At 37.8% G+C, this 17,208-nt stretch carries 21 protein-coding genes; 15 read left to right on the forward strand and 6 right to left on the reverse strand.

Annotated features, from left to right (window positions below; translation table 11 throughout):
• Positions 1–82 precede the first annotated feature (82 nt).
• From PN497_RS14865 to PN497_RS14890, 6 genes are all read left to right on the forward strand, one after another.
• Positions 83–721 carry a hypothetical protein gene (locus PN497_RS14865; protein WP_096570820.1) on the forward strand — a complete coding sequence of 213 codons (639 nt, stop codon included), beginning with the start codon at positions 83–85 and terminating at the stop codon, positions 719–721.
• A 14-nt stretch (positions 722–735) separates the two neighbouring features.
• Positions 736–1,542, forward strand: a complete 807-nt coding sequence (locus PN497_RS14870; protein ID WP_096570822.1) for a pentapeptide repeat-containing protein — start codon at positions 736–738, stop codon at positions 1,540–1,542.
• Between the two features lie 404 nt (positions 1,543–1,946).
• Positions 1,947–2,573, forward strand: coding sequence for a DUF305 domain-containing protein (locus PN497_RS14875; protein ID WP_190346920.1), 627 nt, complete (start codon positions 1,947–1,949; stop codon positions 2,571–2,573).
• Positions 2,574–2,663: 90 nt separating this feature from the next.
• Positions 2,664–2,858: a heavy-metal-associated domain-containing protein gene (locus PN497_RS14880; RefSeq protein ID WP_096570826.1), complete on the forward strand. Its 195-nt coding sequence runs from the start codon at positions 2,664–2,666 to the stop codon at positions 2,856–2,858.
• 79 nt (positions 2,859–2,937) lie between these two features.
• Positions 2,938–5,202: a heavy metal translocating P-type ATPase gene (locus PN497_RS14885; RefSeq protein WP_096570828.1), complete on the forward strand. Its 2,265-nt coding sequence runs from the start codon at positions 2,938–2,940 to the stop codon at positions 5,200–5,202.
• Positions 5,203–5,481: a hypothetical protein gene (locus tag PN497_RS14890; RefSeq protein WP_096570830.1), complete on the forward strand. Its 279-nt coding sequence runs from the start codon at positions 5,203–5,205 to the stop codon at positions 5,479–5,481.
• Between the two features lie 69 nt (positions 5,482–5,550).
• On the opposite strand, the gene PN497_RS14895 is transcribed toward PN497_RS14890, so the two are convergent.
• On the reverse strand, positions 5,551–6,000 hold the full coding sequence (locus tag PN497_RS14895) for a heavy metal-responsive transcriptional regulator (protein WP_199291249.1): 450 nt from the start codon (positions 5,998–6,000) through the stop codon (positions 5,551–5,553).
• A 212-nt stretch (positions 6,001–6,212) separates the two neighbouring features.
• Here PN497_RS14895 and PN497_RS14900 point away from each other — a divergent pair, with 212 nt between their 5' ends.
• Positions 6,213–7,316: an aromatic ring-hydroxylating dioxygenase subunit alpha gene (locus PN497_RS14900; RefSeq protein WP_096570832.1), complete on the forward strand. Its 1,104-nt coding sequence runs from the start codon at positions 6,213–6,215 to the stop codon at positions 7,314–7,316.
• Positions 7,317–7,481: 165 nt separating this feature from the next.
• On the opposite strand, the gene PN497_RS14905 is transcribed toward PN497_RS14900, so the two are convergent.
• Both PN497_RS14905 and PN497_RS14910 read right to left on the reverse strand, forming a co-directional pair.
• Positions 7,482–8,669, reverse strand: a complete 1,188-nt coding sequence (locus PN497_RS14905) for a CBS domain-containing protein (protein WP_272110545.1) — start codon at positions 8,667–8,669, stop codon at positions 7,482–7,484.
• Positions 8,670–8,945: 276 nt separating this feature from the next.
• Positions 8,946–9,287: a recombinase family protein gene (locus PN497_RS14910; RefSeq protein ID WP_096570836.1), complete on the reverse strand. Its 342-nt coding sequence runs from the start codon at positions 9,285–9,287 to the stop codon at positions 8,946–8,948.
• A 105-nt stretch (positions 9,288–9,392) separates the two neighbouring features.
• Between PN497_RS14910 and PN497_RS14915 the strand changes: the two genes are divergently transcribed.
• The 5 genes from PN497_RS14915 to PN497_RS14935 all read left to right on the forward strand — a co-directional run bounded on the left by PN497_RS14915 (position 9,393) and on the right by PN497_RS14935 (position 12,110).
• Complete coding sequence (locus tag PN497_RS14915) at positions 9,393–10,022, forward strand: adenylate kinase (RefSeq protein WP_096570838.1); 630 nt, start codon at positions 9,393–9,395, stop codon at positions 10,020–10,022.
• Positions 10,023–10,233: 211 nt separating this feature from the next.
• Entirely contained in the window at positions 10,234–10,554 is a 321-nt protein-coding gene (trxA, locus tag PN497_RS14920; protein ID WP_096570840.1) for a thioredoxin, read from the forward strand.
• Between the two features lie 22 nt (positions 10,555–10,576).
• On the forward strand, positions 10,577–10,921 hold the full coding sequence (locus PN497_RS25785; protein WP_334310653.1) for a hypothetical protein: 345 nt from the start codon (positions 10,577–10,579) through the stop codon (positions 10,919–10,921).
• A gap of 11 nt (positions 10,922–10,932) precedes the next feature.
• The gene (locus tag PN497_RS14930; protein ID WP_096570842.1) at positions 10,933–11,388 is read left to right on the forward strand and encodes a CBS domain-containing protein; all 456 of its coding nucleotides are present in this window, start codon (positions 10,933–10,935) and stop codon (positions 11,386–11,388) included.
• 164 nt (positions 11,389–11,552) lie between these two features.
• Complete coding sequence (locus tag PN497_RS14935; RefSeq protein ID WP_096572785.1) at positions 11,553–12,110, forward strand: CBS domain-containing protein; 558 nt, start codon at positions 11,553–11,555, stop codon at positions 12,108–12,110.
• A 189-nt stretch (positions 12,111–12,299) separates the two neighbouring features.
• On the opposite strand, the gene PN497_RS14940 is transcribed toward PN497_RS14935, so the two are convergent.
• Complete coding sequence (locus tag PN497_RS14940; RefSeq protein ID WP_096570844.1) at positions 12,300–13,448, reverse strand: alanine--glyoxylate aminotransferase family protein; 1,149 nt, start codon at positions 13,446–13,448, stop codon at positions 12,300–12,302.
• Positions 13,449–13,500: 52 nt separating this feature from the next.
• On the reverse strand, positions 13,501–13,647 hold the full coding sequence (locus PN497_RS14945) for a hypothetical protein (protein ID WP_190346916.1): 147 nt from the start codon (positions 13,645–13,647) through the stop codon (positions 13,501–13,503).
• Here PN497_RS14945 and PN497_RS14950 point away from each other — a divergent pair.
• Positions 13,646–13,801: a hypothetical protein gene (locus PN497_RS14950; RefSeq protein WP_190346915.1), complete on the forward strand. Its 156-nt coding sequence runs from the start codon at positions 13,646–13,648 to the stop codon at positions 13,799–13,801. The genes PN497_RS14945 and PN497_RS14950 overlap by 2 nt on opposite strands.
• A gap of 8 nt (positions 13,802–13,809) precedes the next feature.
• On the opposite strand, the gene PN497_RS14955 is transcribed toward PN497_RS14950, so the two are convergent.
• Complete coding sequence (locus PN497_RS14955) at positions 13,810–14,883, reverse strand: glycosyltransferase family 4 protein (protein ID WP_096570846.1); 1,074 nt, start codon at positions 14,881–14,883, stop codon at positions 13,810–13,812.
• 525 nt (positions 14,884–15,408) lie between these two features.
• Here PN497_RS14955 and PN497_RS14960 point away from each other — a divergent pair.
• Together PN497_RS14960 and PN497_RS14965 are read left to right on the forward strand one after the other, a co-directional pair.
• Complete coding sequence (locus tag PN497_RS14960) at positions 15,409–16,143, forward strand: ABC transporter permease (RefSeq protein ID WP_199291216.1); 735 nt, start codon at positions 15,409–15,411, stop codon at positions 16,141–16,143.
• A gap of 460 nt (positions 16,144–16,603) precedes the next feature.
• Complete coding sequence (locus tag PN497_RS14965; RefSeq protein WP_272110551.1) at positions 16,604–16,786, forward strand: hypothetical protein; 183 nt, start codon at positions 16,604–16,606, stop codon at positions 16,784–16,786.
• Positions 16,787–17,208: the final 422 nt, after the last annotated feature.

A 17,208-nucleotide genomic window follows, 5' to 3' on the forward strand; every position in this document is an offset into this window, starting at 1 on the left:
TTGATCTCCTTCTTCTCAGATGCAGCCTTTATCGGTAAACTCATATATTACATACTCATACTCATAACTGGAGAAAAACACTTTGGGCATAGAATTACGCAGTTTCGTATTTCTAGACAACCTGCAACCGCAACACGCAGCATATATGGGAACAGTAGCCCAAGGTTTTTTACCATTACCAGGGGATACATCCCTGTGGATTGAAATCTCACCCGGTATTGAAATCAATAAAGTTACAGACGTAGCTTTAAAATCCGCTTCTGTCCGTCCGGGAGTGCAGATAGTAGAACGACTTTATGGACTTTTGGAAATACATTCCGGTTCTCAAGGAGAAACACGAGCCGCAGGACAAGCGATTTTAGACTTGTTGGGAGTCAGAAAAGAAGACTGTCTTAAACCCCGTGTGGTTTCTAGCCAGATCATCCGCAACATTGACGCTTACCAAACCCAACTCATCAACCGTACCCGTCGCGGACAACTGCTACTGGCAGGACAAACCCTCTATGTTTTAGAAGTTGAACCCGCTGCTTACGCTGCACTGGCAGCTAATGAAGCGGAAAAAGCAGCCGCAATTAATATTCTGGAAGTGCAAGCTGTCGGCAGTTTTGGGCGACTTTATTTAGGAGGAACGGAACGAGATATTTTAGCCGGTGCAGCAGGAGCTTTAACCGCAATTGAAAATGTACCAGGCCGCACTCCTCAAAGTCAGCGTCAAGAATAAAAGGATTAATAAAAATGGCACATCAACAACATCTAACTTTATTAAAATCAGGTGCAGTCACTTGGACAGGATGGAGAAAAGAAAACCCGGAAATTGAAATTGATTTGAGTACCGCTAACTTAGTAGGAGAAAACTTTCGGGGTGCAAATCTCCAAGGTGTGAATTTAAATAAGGTAAATTTAAGTTATGCTTTATTGGTCAGAACAAATTTTCAAGGTGCAAATTTAAGTAGTGCTAATCTCTCTCACGCTAAGTTAATCGAAGCTGACTTTTCTCAAGCTAATTTGAGTCTCGCTAATTTGCAAGATGCCATTTTGACACAGGCTAATTTATCTCAGGTAACTTTAATTGGTGCTGATTTAAAAGCCGCTAACCTCATCTGTGCAATCATTACAGACGCTAATTTAATTGGGACAGATTTTCACAACGCTAATTTAAAAAATGTCGATTTAGCAGATAGTAAACTCATCCGCAGTAATCTGAGTTTTGCTAATTTGATGGGTGCTAATTTAATTAATGCTGACTTGTCAGAAGCTAATTTATATGAAGCAGAAATAATGCAAAGCTATCTTTATCAAGCTAATTTTTATAAGGCAAATTTAACTAAATCACATTTAGGAAGTTCTTACTTATTCCGCGCTAATTTCAGTGAGGCTAATTTAACCAATACTGATTTAACTGGGGCTAATTTGAAATATGCCAATTTAGCAGGTGCAAATTTAACAGGTGCAACCCTCAGAGGTGCAAATTTAACAGGTGCTAACCTCAAAGGTGCAATTTTAACTGATGCTATTTTGCCAGTTGCTTTTGGATGTGATTAGAATCGGCAAACTAATCAACGCCAATATATAAATTATTTAAATATAATTTTGCCAAAAAAGTTACACAAGTCATTTTTACCGCCAAAATTCTGAGAATTTCTGTCAATAAGCTTTTTCCAGATAACGATTTTCCAAGGGTCTTGACTTCTGGACTGGTTATGATAATATGTGTATTTGAATAATCCAAGGGTTATTAATGTCTAAATTAAGATTTAATTAAGATTTACTAAAATTTAAAGATTTGTAAAATAAATCTAGACTCTCTAGTGGACTAGAGGGTTTAGGATAAATTAGACAACACAACAGGACTCTCAGCCAAAAATTGGTAACATGGGTAAAACAAATTGCTGATTTTTGGCAGAAATGCCCTAAACCTTCCTTGGGAAGCGAAAGGAGCAAAAGTGATGCTTAACAAATCAGTCAACTTTGGTATTTTAGGTTTACTAGCCGCTTTATCCCTCACCAATAGCGCCATAGCCCAACCACATCAACATTCGCCTTCTACCCCTGCTGGTGAGACAAACACCATGCCCCATACCATGCCCCAGCAACAGGAAGATCAGCGTTTTCTGAAAATGATGGTTCATCATGATCAGAAAACGGTGAAAATAGCAGATTTGGCCATACAGAAGGCGAAAAATCCCCAGATAATAGCGTTGGCCACTGAGATAAAAACCGAGCAAACCCAAGAAATTGAGCAATTACAAGCTTTGTACAAACAGTTATATGGCGCAGAATTGCCCGCTGGTGCTATGAATTGTATGGACATGGGTGGTATGGGTGGTATGGGTAGAGGTAACGGTATGGGAGGAATGATGAGTTTAGAAGCTTTAGAAAATGCCCCCAACTTTGACCAGGAATTTTTGCGGAAGATGATTCACCATCAACAAATGTCAGTGAAGATGGCAAAGACAACTGCTGAAAATGCTAATGAGCCACAAATTCGCAATTTAGCTCAAGCTATCATCAAAACGCAAACAGCCCAACTTGAGAAATTGCAGCAGTTGCAAAAGGTGACAGGTAACAGGTGACAGGTGACAGTTATCAGTTATCAGTTATCAGTTATCAGTTGAACCTTAATTTTTTGTTCACTTGATTTTTTCACTTTCTTGTTTAAAGTTATGACAATCAAACTTACAGTTCCGGGAATGGCTTGTTCTGCTTGTGCCAACAATATTACCAATGCAGTTAAAGCCGTAGATGCTAACGCTAATGTGGAAGCTGATCCCAAAACCAAACTTGTCAATGTCGATACTCAAGCTTCAGAAACTGCTATTAAAGAAGCTTTAACTGCTGCTGGTTATCCTCCAGCTTAATAGTTAGGGAGATGGGGAGAAATTTATTAGACCTATTCCCTATTCCCTATTCCCTATTCCCTATTCCCTACTCTAAATTATGAATAATATTACTCTCAAACTCAAAGGAATGAGTTGTGCTTCCTGTGCTAATAATGTGGAACAAGCTATACTTGCAGTTCCTGGTGTGATTGAGTGCAATGTTAATTTTGGTGCAGAACAAGCAACAATTAATTATGAACCAAAACAGACTAATTTAACAGAAATTAAAGCTGCTATTGAAGATGCTGGTTATTCATCTTTTTCTATGGTAGAAGCACAGGGTGAAGATGATGTGGCACAAGTCCAGAAAATAGCAGAAGAACAAGAATTAAAGCTTAAATTATGGACAGGGGGGATAATTAGCACATTCCTGTTTGTCGGTTCTTTACCGATGATGACAGGGTTAAAATTACCTTTTATTCCTGATTTTTTACATCATCCTTGGTTGCAGTTAATATTAACAACTCCGGTGCAGTTTTGGTGTGGAGGTTCGTTTTTTAGAAATGGTTGGAAGTCTTTAAAACACCACACCGCAACGATGGATACTTTAATCGCTTTGGGTACTGGTGCGGCTTATTTTTATTCTGTAGTGGTTACGCTTTTCCCTAGTTTTTTTATTTCCCAAGGTTTAGAAACTCATGTTTATTATGAAGTTGCAGCAATGGTTGTCACTTTAATTTTATTGGGGCGGTTTTTGGAACATCGCGCTAGGGGACAAACTTCGGAAGCTATTAGAAAATTAATAGGTTTACAAGCAAAAACTGCTAGAGTTGTGCGGGATGGAAAAGAAATTGATGTTCCTATTCAAGATGTAATTATTAATGATATAATTTTGGTGCGTCCTGGGGAAAAAATTCCCGTTGATGGGGAAGTTATTGATGGTAATTCAATGGTTGATGAGGCGATGGTAACGGGTGAAAGTTTACCTGTGAAAAAGCAACCAGGAGATGAAGTTATTGGGGCGACAATTAATAAAACTGGTAGTTTTAAATTTAAAGCAACTAGGGTAGGTAAGGATACTTTTTTAGCACAAATTGTGAAATTAGTCCAAGAAGCTCAAGGTTCTAAAGCTCCTATTCAAAGATTAGCAGATCAGGTAACAGGGTGGTTTGTTCCTGCTGTTATTGCTATTGCGATCGCAACTTTTTTGATTTGGTTTAATTTTACAGGTAATTTTACCCTTTCTCTGATTACAATGGTGGGTGTTTTAATTATCGCTTGTCCCTGTGCTTTGGGTTTAGCTACTCCTACTTCTGTAATGGTAGGAACTGGTAAAGGTGCGGAAAATGGTATTTTAATTAAAGATGCCCAAAGTTTAGAATTAGCACATAAAATTAAAACTATTGTACTTGATAAAACCGGGACTTTAACTCAAGGTAAACCCACAGTTACAGATTTTGTGACTGCTAAAGGTACAGCTAATCAAAATGAAATGAATTTATTAAAATTAGCTGCATCTGTAGAAAGAAATTCTGAACATCCTCTAGCGGAAGCTGTGGTAAAATATGCCGAATCTCAACAAGTTAATTTAACAGAAGTTACGGATTTTTTAGCTGTTGCTGGTTGTGGTGTACAAGGTATTGTTAATCATCATTCAGTGCAAATTGGGACAGAACGATGGTTAAATGAATTAGCAATTAATACCGATGCTTTGCAAGAATATAAAATTGCTTGGGAAACCGGAGGAAAAACTGTCATTTTAATTGCTGTTGACGGAGAATTAGCAGGAATAATGGGTATTGCGGATGCTTTAAAACCTTCCTCAACAGCAGCGGTAAAAACATTGCAAAAGATGGGTTTAGAAGTGGTAATGTTAACAGGAGATAATCAACCTACTGCGGAAGCGATCGCTCATCAAGTTGGTATTTCTCAAGTTTTCGCTCAAGTCAGACCTGATCAAAAAGCTGCTATTGTAAAATCATTACAATCCAAAATCCAAAATCCAAAATCTAAAATTGTCGCAATGGTGGGGGATGGTATTAATGATGCACCAGCGTTAGCGCAAGCAGATGTAGGAATAGCTATTGGAACAGGTACAGATGTGGCGATCGCTGCAAGTGATATTACTTTAATTTCTGGAGATTTGCAAGCAATTGTCACCGCTATTCAACTTAGTCGCGCTACCATTAATAATATTCAGCAAAATCTCTTCTTTGCTTTTATTTATAACATCATTGGTATCCCTGTTGCGGCTGGTATTCTTTACCCTATTTTCGGTTGGTTACTTAACCCCATTCTTGCAGGTGCAGCAATGGCACTTTCTTCCGTTTCTGTAGTTAGCAATGCTTTAAGATTACGTAAGTTTCAAGCAGGAGTTAATTAAATGTTAAATAAAACATTAACTCAAAAATTCAATCAAAAATTCAATCAAAAATTCAATCAAAAAATCCTGTGGGTAAGTCTTGCTTGTTTAATGTTATTAACATCAAGTCCAGCAACAGCAGAAAATTCCTATTCACATTCACAGCATAATCAAAATCAACAGTTTCAAATTATTCAGCAACCTTTAGAATTAAAATTTGCAGTAACTATTGCTGGTTTAGGTTTAATAGGTTTAGAATTATGGTGGTTTATTTTTAGTAAATCAGAGGTAGGAAGGTAGGAAGATAGGGAGTTTAATAACCCAATTACCAATCACCAATTACCAATTACCAATTACCAATTACCAAATTTATTTCTGAATAATTGGACAAATAGTATCTTCAGGTTTGATTTCTGTATTTTGCCAACCGGAAAGTAATTGATTAATTTCTGAGCGTAAAGTTAATAATTGCTCAATTTGATGATCAATCTGTGATAACTTTGCTTGCAGTTTTTCTTGAATTTCACAACAAGGGGGTTTACCGTGATCATAAACTTCCAAAATATCTTTAATTTCTTCTAAACTTAAACCCAAATGTTGCGCTCTTTTAATAAAAGATAATCGAGTTAATACATCAGAAGAAAATTGTCGATAACCTCCTTCAGTACGTGCTGATGCTTGAATTAAACCTAAACTTTCATAATAACGAATTGTTCTAATAGGAACACCACTTTTTTCTGTTACCTGACCAATTAAAAGTAGTTGTTTATCTTCAATTAACACAGCAGATTTTCCCAACTCTTGTTTTGATGATAACATAAGAATGGGAATAGGAAATAGGGAATAGGGAATAGGGAATAGGGAATAGGTTAACAATCTTACCCAATCACCAATCAGCAATTACCAATTACCAATTACCAATTACCAATTACCAATTACCAATCACCAATGAAGTACCGAAAATAACCGTTTTTATTTGCTGGGTGTGATATTTCTAGATTACCCCCTTGACTATAAGTATAAATCTAAAAATGAACGTCAATTCAGCAAATTTGAACCATACTAGAAAACCTAAGATTTTCAATCAACCAGAACGTTTTATTGAAGGTTGGTATTGGGTAATACCTTCTAAAAAGTTACGAGTTGGTGAAGTTAAACCCGTGACAATTTTGGGTAGAGAATTAGTAATTTATCGTGGTGAAGATAAACAAGCTGTGATTTTAGATGCTTACTGTCCTCATTTTGGCGCTCATCTGGGAGAAGGAACAGTAGAAGGTAATGAAATACGCTGTTTTTTTCATCATTGGAAATTTGACTCTGAAGGTTTTTGTGTAGAAATTCCTTGTTTAGAAGAACCTGTTAAAGTTAAAGCTAAAAGTTGGCCTACTGCTGAACAATATGGGTTAATTTGGGTTTGGACAGGAGAAACACCACAACAACCTTTACCGTTTATTCCTGAGTTGGAAATGGAAGAATCTGACAGTGCTTTGAGTGCAAGATTTATCACCAACTGTCACCCTAATGTTTTTATGATTAATGCTATTGATGCTCAACATTTTAACACAGTTCATAAATTACTATCAGAGTTTAATTTTGAAAAACAAGAACTCAATGAAAATGCCATTACTTTTACTAATACTACCCAAGAAAGTCCAGACTTTTGGTTAATAAAATTGATTCGTCCTTTTTATAAAAAACCTGTTCATTATCATCTTTGTTATTGGTATGGCATGACAGGAATGATTACAATTAGTTTAGATTTTTTACAATTTCATCTTATATTTGCTTCCCGTTTAATAGAAGCGGGTAGAGCAGAAATAATGACAATATTAATGACTAAAAAACGCTTGGGTATTTTCGGTAGATTACATAATCGCTTGGTTTTATGGCTGAGTAAATTTGTGGCTGAAGACTTTATCAAAGACGACAACAAAATTTTTCAAACTATTCAGTTTAATTTAAAATATCCTATTGACCTAGATCAACCCATAATTCAATTTATTGACCATTTAGAAAGACAAAAAGCTTTAAAATGGGGAACTTGGTATATAGATAGAATGAATGACGGTGAAGTGAGAGAAATAGAGAAACGCCCAAAACGGGAAAAATGGCACGATGAATTAGTTAATGATTGAAAATTCACCATTTTCACAATAAAAATGAAGTGGTTTGTTTTGCCACTTCATCAATTCCCAGGTAGAACCTTAGTATTGAGTATAACGACTACACAATTTTCAAATAGTATAAGATCAAACAGAATTGAAAATTCTCTTCATGCCAGTGAACAGGGTATTGAGGAGTTATGTCGATGAATGATAGCAATGGCGCATTTTGTCAATGTCCGTTATTGCTAAATTTAAATACATTTGCTGTAATTCTGTGGATAGATTCGGGTTTTTGATCAAATGTTCTATCCTGCTTTCCAACAGAGAAATCAGGGTATTTAAGTTTTCCTTGGGAACTGGATGTTGTGGTTGTATTTGCCAATCTGGTTGTTGAGGTGGTTCTGGGGAATTAGTTTGGTTGCTGAGATATTCTGCTTTCTCAGCTTGTAATTGCGCTACATTTCGCTGTAAAGTTTCTATGACTCCATACATTTCTAAGGGATCAAATATCCGCAACAAGCTGGTTTGAGTCACTATTCCTAACTTTGATCCCCAATCCCAGGATACAACTAATCGTTGTACTCGCCGCTGCTGCATTTCTTGATGGGCTGACCATAGGGAATCTTCTGGAGTTAGCAAAAACAAGGGTGTACTCATCGCTGTTTTTGCCTCAATTTGGTCTAAATTTAACCCCAATGCTTGAAATTGCACAATGTCTCTTTCGGTAACAATTCCTACAGGCTTAACAGCTTGCAGAATATTATTCCAGGAGTCTGTTTTGGTTATGACTATACAACTCACTTTATGAGTTGCCATCATCTGCGCCAAGGTGAGTACAGAAGTTGTTGGTGGTGCATGGATTACCTGGGTTGTCATTACCTCTGACACTCGCCTCATTTTTAGTAGGTTTGTGGGGCGTAAAATTTGTCTAATACTTTCTGGGGAAATAATTCCTAATACCTCTTTGTGTTCATTGACGATTACCAAATGGCGAATACGATACCGACGAAATAAAAACAGTGCGGCAAAGATGTCCTTAAATGCAGTTTCTGACAGGGTAATTACTGGATGCGCCATGACATCAGCTATTTTTACCCTAGCAAAATCCGTACCCGCAGCCGTAAATCTCACAATATCTCGTTCTGTAAAAATACCTAATAATTCCCTCCCTTCCATGACTAGTACACAGCTGGAGCGTGTACCTTGCATGGAATTAAAGGTAATTCCTGCATCAAAATCCGGTAATAAGCAACTATTACCTCGTGTCTGATTCATTAAATTTACAACTTCCATCAGGGAAGTATGGGGTGCAACCACCAGTGGTTGCTTATCTATTGCATCTTCCAGGCAGGGAACGCCAATGAGTGGATCATCAATTTGCATAGATTATTCGGTCTAGATTATAAATGGTAAAACTAATTATGAAGTTTTGTAAATTTATTAGCAATAAATATATTAAATTCTGCAAAATATATATATAATACGAGAGATGTAAAAGATAAATGGGAGAAAAGCTTGCTATATAAAGGCTATAAGCTGTAAAAGGTAAATTAGCGTTAAAGATTTAAACTGGGATATCTAAGGGCCGATTGCCAGATAACTGGAGAGGAAAAGGAAGAGATATGAGGTATATGGCTCTATTGAGAGGCAATATCTACATCAGTCCTCACCCATGCCAGAAATTCGTTGCATTTTGCCATAAAGCCTGTCTAAAACCCTTTTCACGGACACAGGTTGCCACTGATGTCCTCGCTTGGTGGTATATCCTTGCTGATTGAGCCAAGCAGCAATTTGTGGTAGTGATTTTCCTGACTTGTGATGACGGCGAATTAATTCAATAATCTGTTGTTCAGCGGGATTGTCTACTAATTCACCATTAACTGATTGCTGACCAAAAGCGGGTGAACCATAGCCAGCATAGCCGCCACTGACAGCTTTTGCTTTCCGGGCTTGGTTGAGTTTTTCCCAGAGGGATTGGTTTTTCGATTCTTCAGCAGCCATTGTTTTCAGAATTTAATTACCTTTGTCAACATGGTACATCAATTACTGGTGATTGCTGGTAAATGAGTCAGATTTTTCAGGCTTTTCAAGATAGGGGGTGTTTGAATGCGATTGATTTTGCTAGGAGTGCCGGGTAGTGGCAAAGGTACGCAAGGGGCAATACTGTCCAGCCAATGGCAAATTCCGCATATTTCCACTGGTGAAATATTACGTCAGGCGATCGCTAATCAAACTGCTTTAGGCTTGAAAGCAAAAGCGTATGTAGAAAAAAGTGAATTGGTTCCAGACTATTTAATTTTTGATCTCATCCGCCAACGCTTAACTGCTCCATCTACTCAACGAGGTTGGATATTAGATGGATTTCCCGGTAATTTATCCCAGGCTCAGTTTCTTGATCAACTCTTAGCAACTTTAGGACAGTCTTATAACCGAGTTTTCAGTTTTTATGTGCCAACAGATGTTTTGGTACAAAGGTGGCGACAAAGGGGGCGTTCAGATGACCACCCTGAACTTATTTGTAAGCGAATAGAAGTTTATCAAGAGCAGACTGCACCCGTGATTCAGCATTATCGCCAGCAAGGATGTTTAACAGTGATTAATGGTGATCGCCCTGTGGAAATAGTGACTCATTTTTTACAAACTTCTTTTTCTGATTTGAGTTTAACAATTCAGCAAAAAACTGTGAATACTAGCAAAAGACTAATCAACAAAGAACGACAAATCTTATCGGACTAACAGCAAAACAAAGCAGAGAAAATGAGTATTTTATGCGTAAGCAAAGAAAAATTAAAAGACTGAAACTTTTATTTCATCAAGTTTACAGCAATTCTGACCTCAGCTTTTTCTCAATAGAGAAATTAACTCATTGCCATCCCACCTTATCTTTTACTGTTTTCCCTTTCACAACCACCACTCAAAATTGAAAAAGATTAAAAAAGGAGTTGATATGACAACAGTTGAATATATCCAGGAAACAGAGTTCAAATCACTATTAAGTGATAACGAAATAGTTGTACTAGACTGCACAGCAACTTGGTGCGGACCTTGTAAAATGGTTAGTCCTTTAATGGATAAACTCGCTGATGAATACACAGGTCGTGCCAAAGTAGTCAAAATAGACGTGGGTGAAAATCAAACTTTTGCCAAACAATTTGGTATCCGCAGTATTCCCGCAGTTATGTTTTTCAAGAACGGTGACTTATTGGAAAAAATTGTTGGGATAGCTCCTTATGAAAAATTCAGCACAGCTGTAACCAATATACTTTAACCATTATTGAGGCAATTGCTTTATGCAGAGAGCGCAGATAGTTCGATGTCCTAATTGCGGTAGTGAGGCACAGCGTCAGTTTGCAACTGATGAACACCTAACTCACACCCATTGTTTAGCTAATCAAATTATCCGTACAGAGTGTCTAGTTTGTGACTACCTGATGGTGATGCGCTCTCTGGATGGAAGTGTAATTGAAGCTTACGCACCTGGAATACCAAGCAGTTTTAAACCTTCTACCACATCTAATACTCCTTCGGAGATTCGTGAGGAGCAAATGCTAGTGATCAGAGAGTGTACTTTATTCACCCTCATTTTTAGACATTTACCAGATCAAAATCCCACAGATTCATACTCATTGCTTTAAGGATTTCAACCATGATGAAGGCTGAAGATATAATGACCACAAAAGTGGTAACAATTCGTGGTTCAGCGACAGTAGCAGAAGCAGTAAAACTGATGAAAGATAATAAACTGCGCTCTATCGTTGTCGAACCACGCACAGACAACGACCCCTATGGCATAGTCACAGAAACTGACATTGTTTACAATGTTGGTGCCTATGGCAAAGACCCCAAACAAGTGCGAGTTTATGAAATTATGACCAAGCCTTGTATTGTAGTTAATCCTGAGCTTGGTGTAGAGTATGTAGCGCGTTTGTTTGCCAATACAGGTATTCGTCGCGCTCCTGTAATTAAAGGTAAATTGTTAGGAATTATATCAATTACTGATATCCTCAGAAAAAGTGACTTTGTGGAAAATCCCAAAAGCACTTTTGAAATGTATTGTGAAGAATTTCCCAACGCTCCAGAGGCAAGAATTTACGAAGATTAAACATCAAAATTCATTTTTTTGTACTTTTTGCACAGGTAACTACACTCATTTACCAAAGATAAAAATCTGAAAACATCTCAGGAATGAGTGAAAAAAATCATCAACATCCGCAAATTAACCCGAACAATTTTTCCAACCAACTATTGACAGGAAATTCTAAAAATATGATGAAAGCAGAAGACATAATGACCACAGAAGTGATTACAATTCGTGGTTCAGCAACAGTAGCAGAAGCCGTGGATTTGATGAAATATAAAGGATTACGTTCTTTAGTTGTGGAACCACGCACAGAAAACGATCCCTATGGCATGGTAACAGAAACTGATATCGTCTATAAAGTTGCCGCTTATGGTAAAGACTCCAAACAAGTGCGAGTTTACGAGATTATGACCAAGCCTTGTATTGTAGTCAATCCTGAGCTTGGTGTAGAGTATGTAGCGCGTTTGTTTGCCAATACACGTATTCGTCGCGCTCCCGTAATTAAAGGTAAGTTGTTAGGAATTATATCAATTACTGATATCCTCAGAAAAAGTGATTTGTTTGATAATCCAAAACCCATATTTATTGAGGATGAAATAGAAGCTGCACGGGAAGAAGCTAGAAGAATTTGTGCAGTGAAAGGAGATACTTCTCGTGAATGTGCAGCAGCTTGGGATATTGTAGAAGAACTACTGGCAGTGGCATCTGATCAGCGGTTAGTCAAGGAAATGACGGAGTCTTAACTATTAAATCAGATGTGATATGACTCCAGTCGATCGCATCTGCTCAATTATTTGACTTATTTGATATCCTCCCTACTCTATCAGGGTAGGGATTCTGGGATCAAAAAGTTTTTCCTCTTTGCATCCTTCCTTGGATCTTAATGTGAAAAAATCATGATCTTGGCGGGCAAAATGCCCACCTTAAACACCCTACTTACCCAAAACCTGCTGCAAAGCCTCAACCAACCGATCCACATTTTCAGGGCGACTATTAAAACCCATCAAACCCACACGCCAAACTTTACCCGCTAACTCTCCCAAACCACCACCAACTTCAATATTATGCTCAAGTAATAACTGCTTTGCTACGGCTTTTCCATCCACTCCATCAGGAATACAAACAGTAGTTAAAGTTGGTAAACGATATTCCTTAGCAACGTGCATTTTTAAACCGATACTTTCCAAACTTTCCCACAAATATTCAACATTTTTTTGATGCCGTTGCCAACAATTTGTTAAACTTTCTTCCGCTACTAAACGCAAAGCTTCCCGCAAACCATAATATAAATTAATCGGTGCTGTATGATGATATATGCGTTCATTACCCCAATATTTTCCTAACAACAACATATCTAAATACCAGTTGGCCACCTTAGTCTCCCGTTTCTGCAACTTTTCCATTGCACGGGGACTCATAGTAAAAGGAGATGCACCAGGAGAACAACCTAAACCTTTTTGACTGCAACTATAAGCTAAGTCCACACCCCACTCATCTAAGAAAATAGGAACACCACCCAAGCTGGTGACAGTATCCACTAATAACAAAGTTCCATATTTGTGACACAACTCCCCCACATCTTCTAAAGGTTGACGTGCGCCGGTGGAGGTTTCCGCATGAACTAATGCTAAAATTGCCGGTTTATGGGTTTCTAACGCTGTTTTAATTTCATCTACGGAAAATACCTGTCCCCAAGGTTTCGTAATAGTGCGTACATCTGCGCCATATCTTCCCGCCATATCTACCAAACGATTACCGAAGTAACCAGCAACACCAATTAAAACCACATCTCCCGGTTCTACAGTGTTAGCTAGGGTTGCTTCCATCGCTGCTGTACCCGTACCACTCACGGCGATAGTGTGGGGGTTTTCTGTTTGCCAAACGTAGCGCAATAAAGATTGTATTTCATCCATTAAGGCTAAAAATGCCGGATCTAAATGCCCTAAAGGTGTGGTATTCATAGCTTGCAATACCGCAGGATGGGCGTTAGATGGACCAGGACCCAGTAATAAACGGTTGGGAACTTCTAAAGGTGAAAGTTGTAACTTTTGACTGTCGTTGATAGAAATTGTCGATGTCATAATTTATTTGAGGCTAAGAGGCTAAATAGTTATTACAGCTATCAAGCCAATTTTACTCCTGACTCCTGACTCCTTGATCTCCTGCAACTTCAAGATTATCTATCATTCGTGGGAAGATGCGATCGCCTCCGGCGCTGCGCTCCGCGCAATCGCTCTTAATTCTTAAAGTGGATATAACTAGCTGTAGTTGAAGCCTCATGAGCCAAAAACGTTCTAGCTTAAAACCATTACAAAGGAAAAATCGCACACTCAGGCGCAGATTAAACTTGAAAGGAGAAATAGCCTTAGCCCTAGCCCCAACCGCAATTGTACTGTTAGTAATGGCTTTTGTGGAAACTCTCACCCAACAATGACAATGAACTTAATGAACTAAAGTAGTCCGAAAATGTCCATTTTCTTGAGCAAATTTCTCTTTGAGAATTTGTTTATAAACCGCTTCATAACCATCAGTCATTTGTTTGATACTAAAATGCTTTTCTACATATCGCCTACAAGCATAACGGTTTAATCTTTCTATTTGCTCAATAGCCTCAATACACTCCTGAATATTATTGCACAAAAAACCTGTTTCCCTATCAGCAATTACTTCGGGAGTTGAACCCATTCGCATCGCAATTACTGGTGTACCCGATGCCATTGACTCTACCATTACCAAACCAAATGGTTCTCTCCAAGTAATAGGAAATAAAGTGGCATAAGCAGAACCCATGATAGTATTTTTTTCTGCGTGGTTAGCTTCACCTAAATATTGAATTTGCTTACCATCAATCTGGGGTTTAATTTCCTGCTCAAAATATTCTATATCCACTCTATCTATCTTACCGGCTATTTTCAACTGCCAACCAGTTTTTTTGGCAATTTGAATTGCTAAATGTGTGCCTTTTTCTGGCGATATTCTGCCAACGAATGCTAAATATGGTGGATCTACAGGTTGAGGATAAAACTCATAACTACTCACATCAATTCCATTGTACACTGTTGATATATAATTTAACCCTAACCTGGGTTCTCTTTGGGCATCAGAAATACTCACATAAGGCTGTTTTTTGGCATATTTAAAGATTTTTTCGTTGTCAGGTGTAAAAATACCATGCAAAGTGTGAACTGTGGGAGTTTCTACCAACTTTGTGTATGCTAAAGGTGTGTGTCCTGCATGAGAATGAATAATATCAAATTCTGCGGATTGCTCATAAACTGAAGCTAGATTTAGCAACTCATAAATACTGTAATCTTTGACGGTATTATCCAATCTTAAAGCCCGCGGATGAACTGATACTAACTTAGCCAGAGTCAGAGAATCTCCTGATGCAAATAATGTTACTTCATGTCCTCTTTTGACTAATTCATCTGTTAACAAACCCACGACTAATTCTATTCCACCATAAGCTGGAGGTGGTACTCTCTCCCACAGTGGAGCAACCTGGGCAATTCTCATTATTAACCCCCTAACAATTAAGAATTTACTTGAAAATCACTGACAAAAAAACTGGTAAATATTAACCTAATACTGTTACTCGCTTCACAATTTTATGCTGGATATTTGATATCTTTTGTCTATCTTAGGTAGGGATATTTTCCTCTACTTTAGAGGTAAATTAGTAATTTTAAGGAATCAGAATTTCCAGGAGTCAGGATGTTTTTCATTATAAATGATGAATTATCAATTATCAATTATCAATTATCAATTATCAATTATCAATTTTTATCACAGGTTATTTTCCTGTAAGGGCGAAGCATTCGGGCGAACAATTATCAATTTTTATCACAGGTTATTTTCCGAATGCCTGTCTGCCGACAGGCAGGCTTCGCCCCTACTTCGCCCCTACGACTCCTGACTCCTGACGATGATATAATCTCATACAATAATTAAGCACTAAATATCAACATGAATATCCCTCACCCAAGTAAAAAAAAGTCTATGACATGGCAGGTAGTTTTTTCCATATTGGTATTTGTGTTTATGTACCTGCCTATCCTGGTACTAGGCTTTTATAGCTTTAACCAGTCACCTTACAGCGCAAGTTGGCAAGGATTCACTCTAGAATGGTATCAAAAACTGTTCACAGATGCTCGCATTTTATCAGCTGTAAAAAACAGTTTACTAGTAGCCTGTAGTGCAGTTGCTGTTTCCGCAGTCTTGGGAACTATGATGGCTGTAGGGTTGGCACGTTATAATTTTCCTGGGAAAACATTGTATCGTGGTATATCGTATTTACCATTATTAATTCCTGATATTGCGATCGCAGTTTCTACCCTTGTTTGTTTAGCTGCTTTTGCCATACCTTTAAGCATCTGGACAATTGTAGCTGCACATATAGTTTTTTGCCTAGCCTACATCGGTTTAGTAGTATCATCCCGACTTAATAACCTCGATCCCCACCTAGAAGAAGCTGCACTAGACTTAGGTGCAACCCCTATTCAAGCTTTTATAAAAGTTGTCTTACCCCAATTAATGCCTGGTATTATATCTGGTTGCTTACTAGCTTTCGTCCTCAGTTTAGATGACTTTCTCATCTCCAGTTTTACAGCAGGTAGCGGTTCTAATACCCTACCAATGGAAATATTTAGCCGCATCAGAACTGGAGTCAAACCAGATATTAATGCCCTTAGCATCATGTTAATTTGTATTACCGCTACTGTGGCAATTATCGCAGAATTAATTCGTGCTTCTGGAGAGAAACAAAACCAAAAATAATTATTAGGACTAATATTTCCTTATTTAAAGAATATTTGCGATCGCGAAATCAATCCTGAACTTGGTAAAATCGCTGGTACAACTGGGGAAACATGACAAAGTTACCCCCTAGCGTTGACACAGTTGATGATTAGACATCTCCGAAAAAGATGTAGGGACAATTCATGAATTGTTACTAGGAATGGGTTTCAGGTTACGCATATTAATTTTCGGACAGATCTATTATCAATGGTTGTGAGCTTTTTGTTGTCAAAAAGCTAGATGTTTATCGGTAGTGGGGATATGGCGATCGCCCTATCACACTTCATCAAACTTTATATTTGCTCAACATCAAATCGGTATAATCAGTTGTACAATCTCAGACCCAGCGATACAGGCGAATCTGATAGCAGCCTCAGCAATTCTGGCTGGGTTAAGATTAGAGCAAGACGTAATTTATAGTTTAGTGCGGAGAGACATCATGCAAGAATCTGTGATTTACCGTTCGATTCAGGAAGAAGCAGGAGCAAAAAAACAGAGAGAAATTGCCAATAATTTACTAAGAGAAGGTTTAGCGATTGAGATGGTTGCGCGTGTAACAGGCTTATCGCTCAAAGAAGTCCAACAAATTCAACAACAACTGAATGAGTCTCCACAGAATTAGTCCTAACTGTATGGTTATAGCAGCCTAACAAATCAGTTGCAGTACACTGATAAGAAAAAATGTTCATCTTTGATGATAAAGCGATCGCCCCTCACTGTGGTGTTGGCGATAGTTCCTTGAGGGGGAGATATTGAGTAGTCGAAAATTGCCCCTTGTTTATTCTCAATGAGGGTGAGTAGTTATTATGCTTAAACGTAATATCCATGACAAAATTTCTCTGATTTCCCTATCAAGTTTGTAATTAACACGGTCGGTTAATCGGTTTCTTTTTGGTCTTCCCACAATATGCGATCACCTTAGCAATTTTTAGGGGAAACCTGAAAAGAAACTTTTAAAAACTGCTGGGTAAAATGCTCATAATAACTATCACTATACAAAATATGACAATAAAAACTGCTAGAAAAATTATAAAATCTCTTTGA

Origin of the sequence: Sphaerospermopsis kisseleviana CS-549 (assembly GCF_028329225.1) — a bacterium.
Classification (GTDB): Bacteria; Cyanobacteriota; Cyanobacteriia; order Cyanobacteriales; family Nostocaceae; genus Sphaerospermopsis; species Sphaerospermopsis kisseleviana.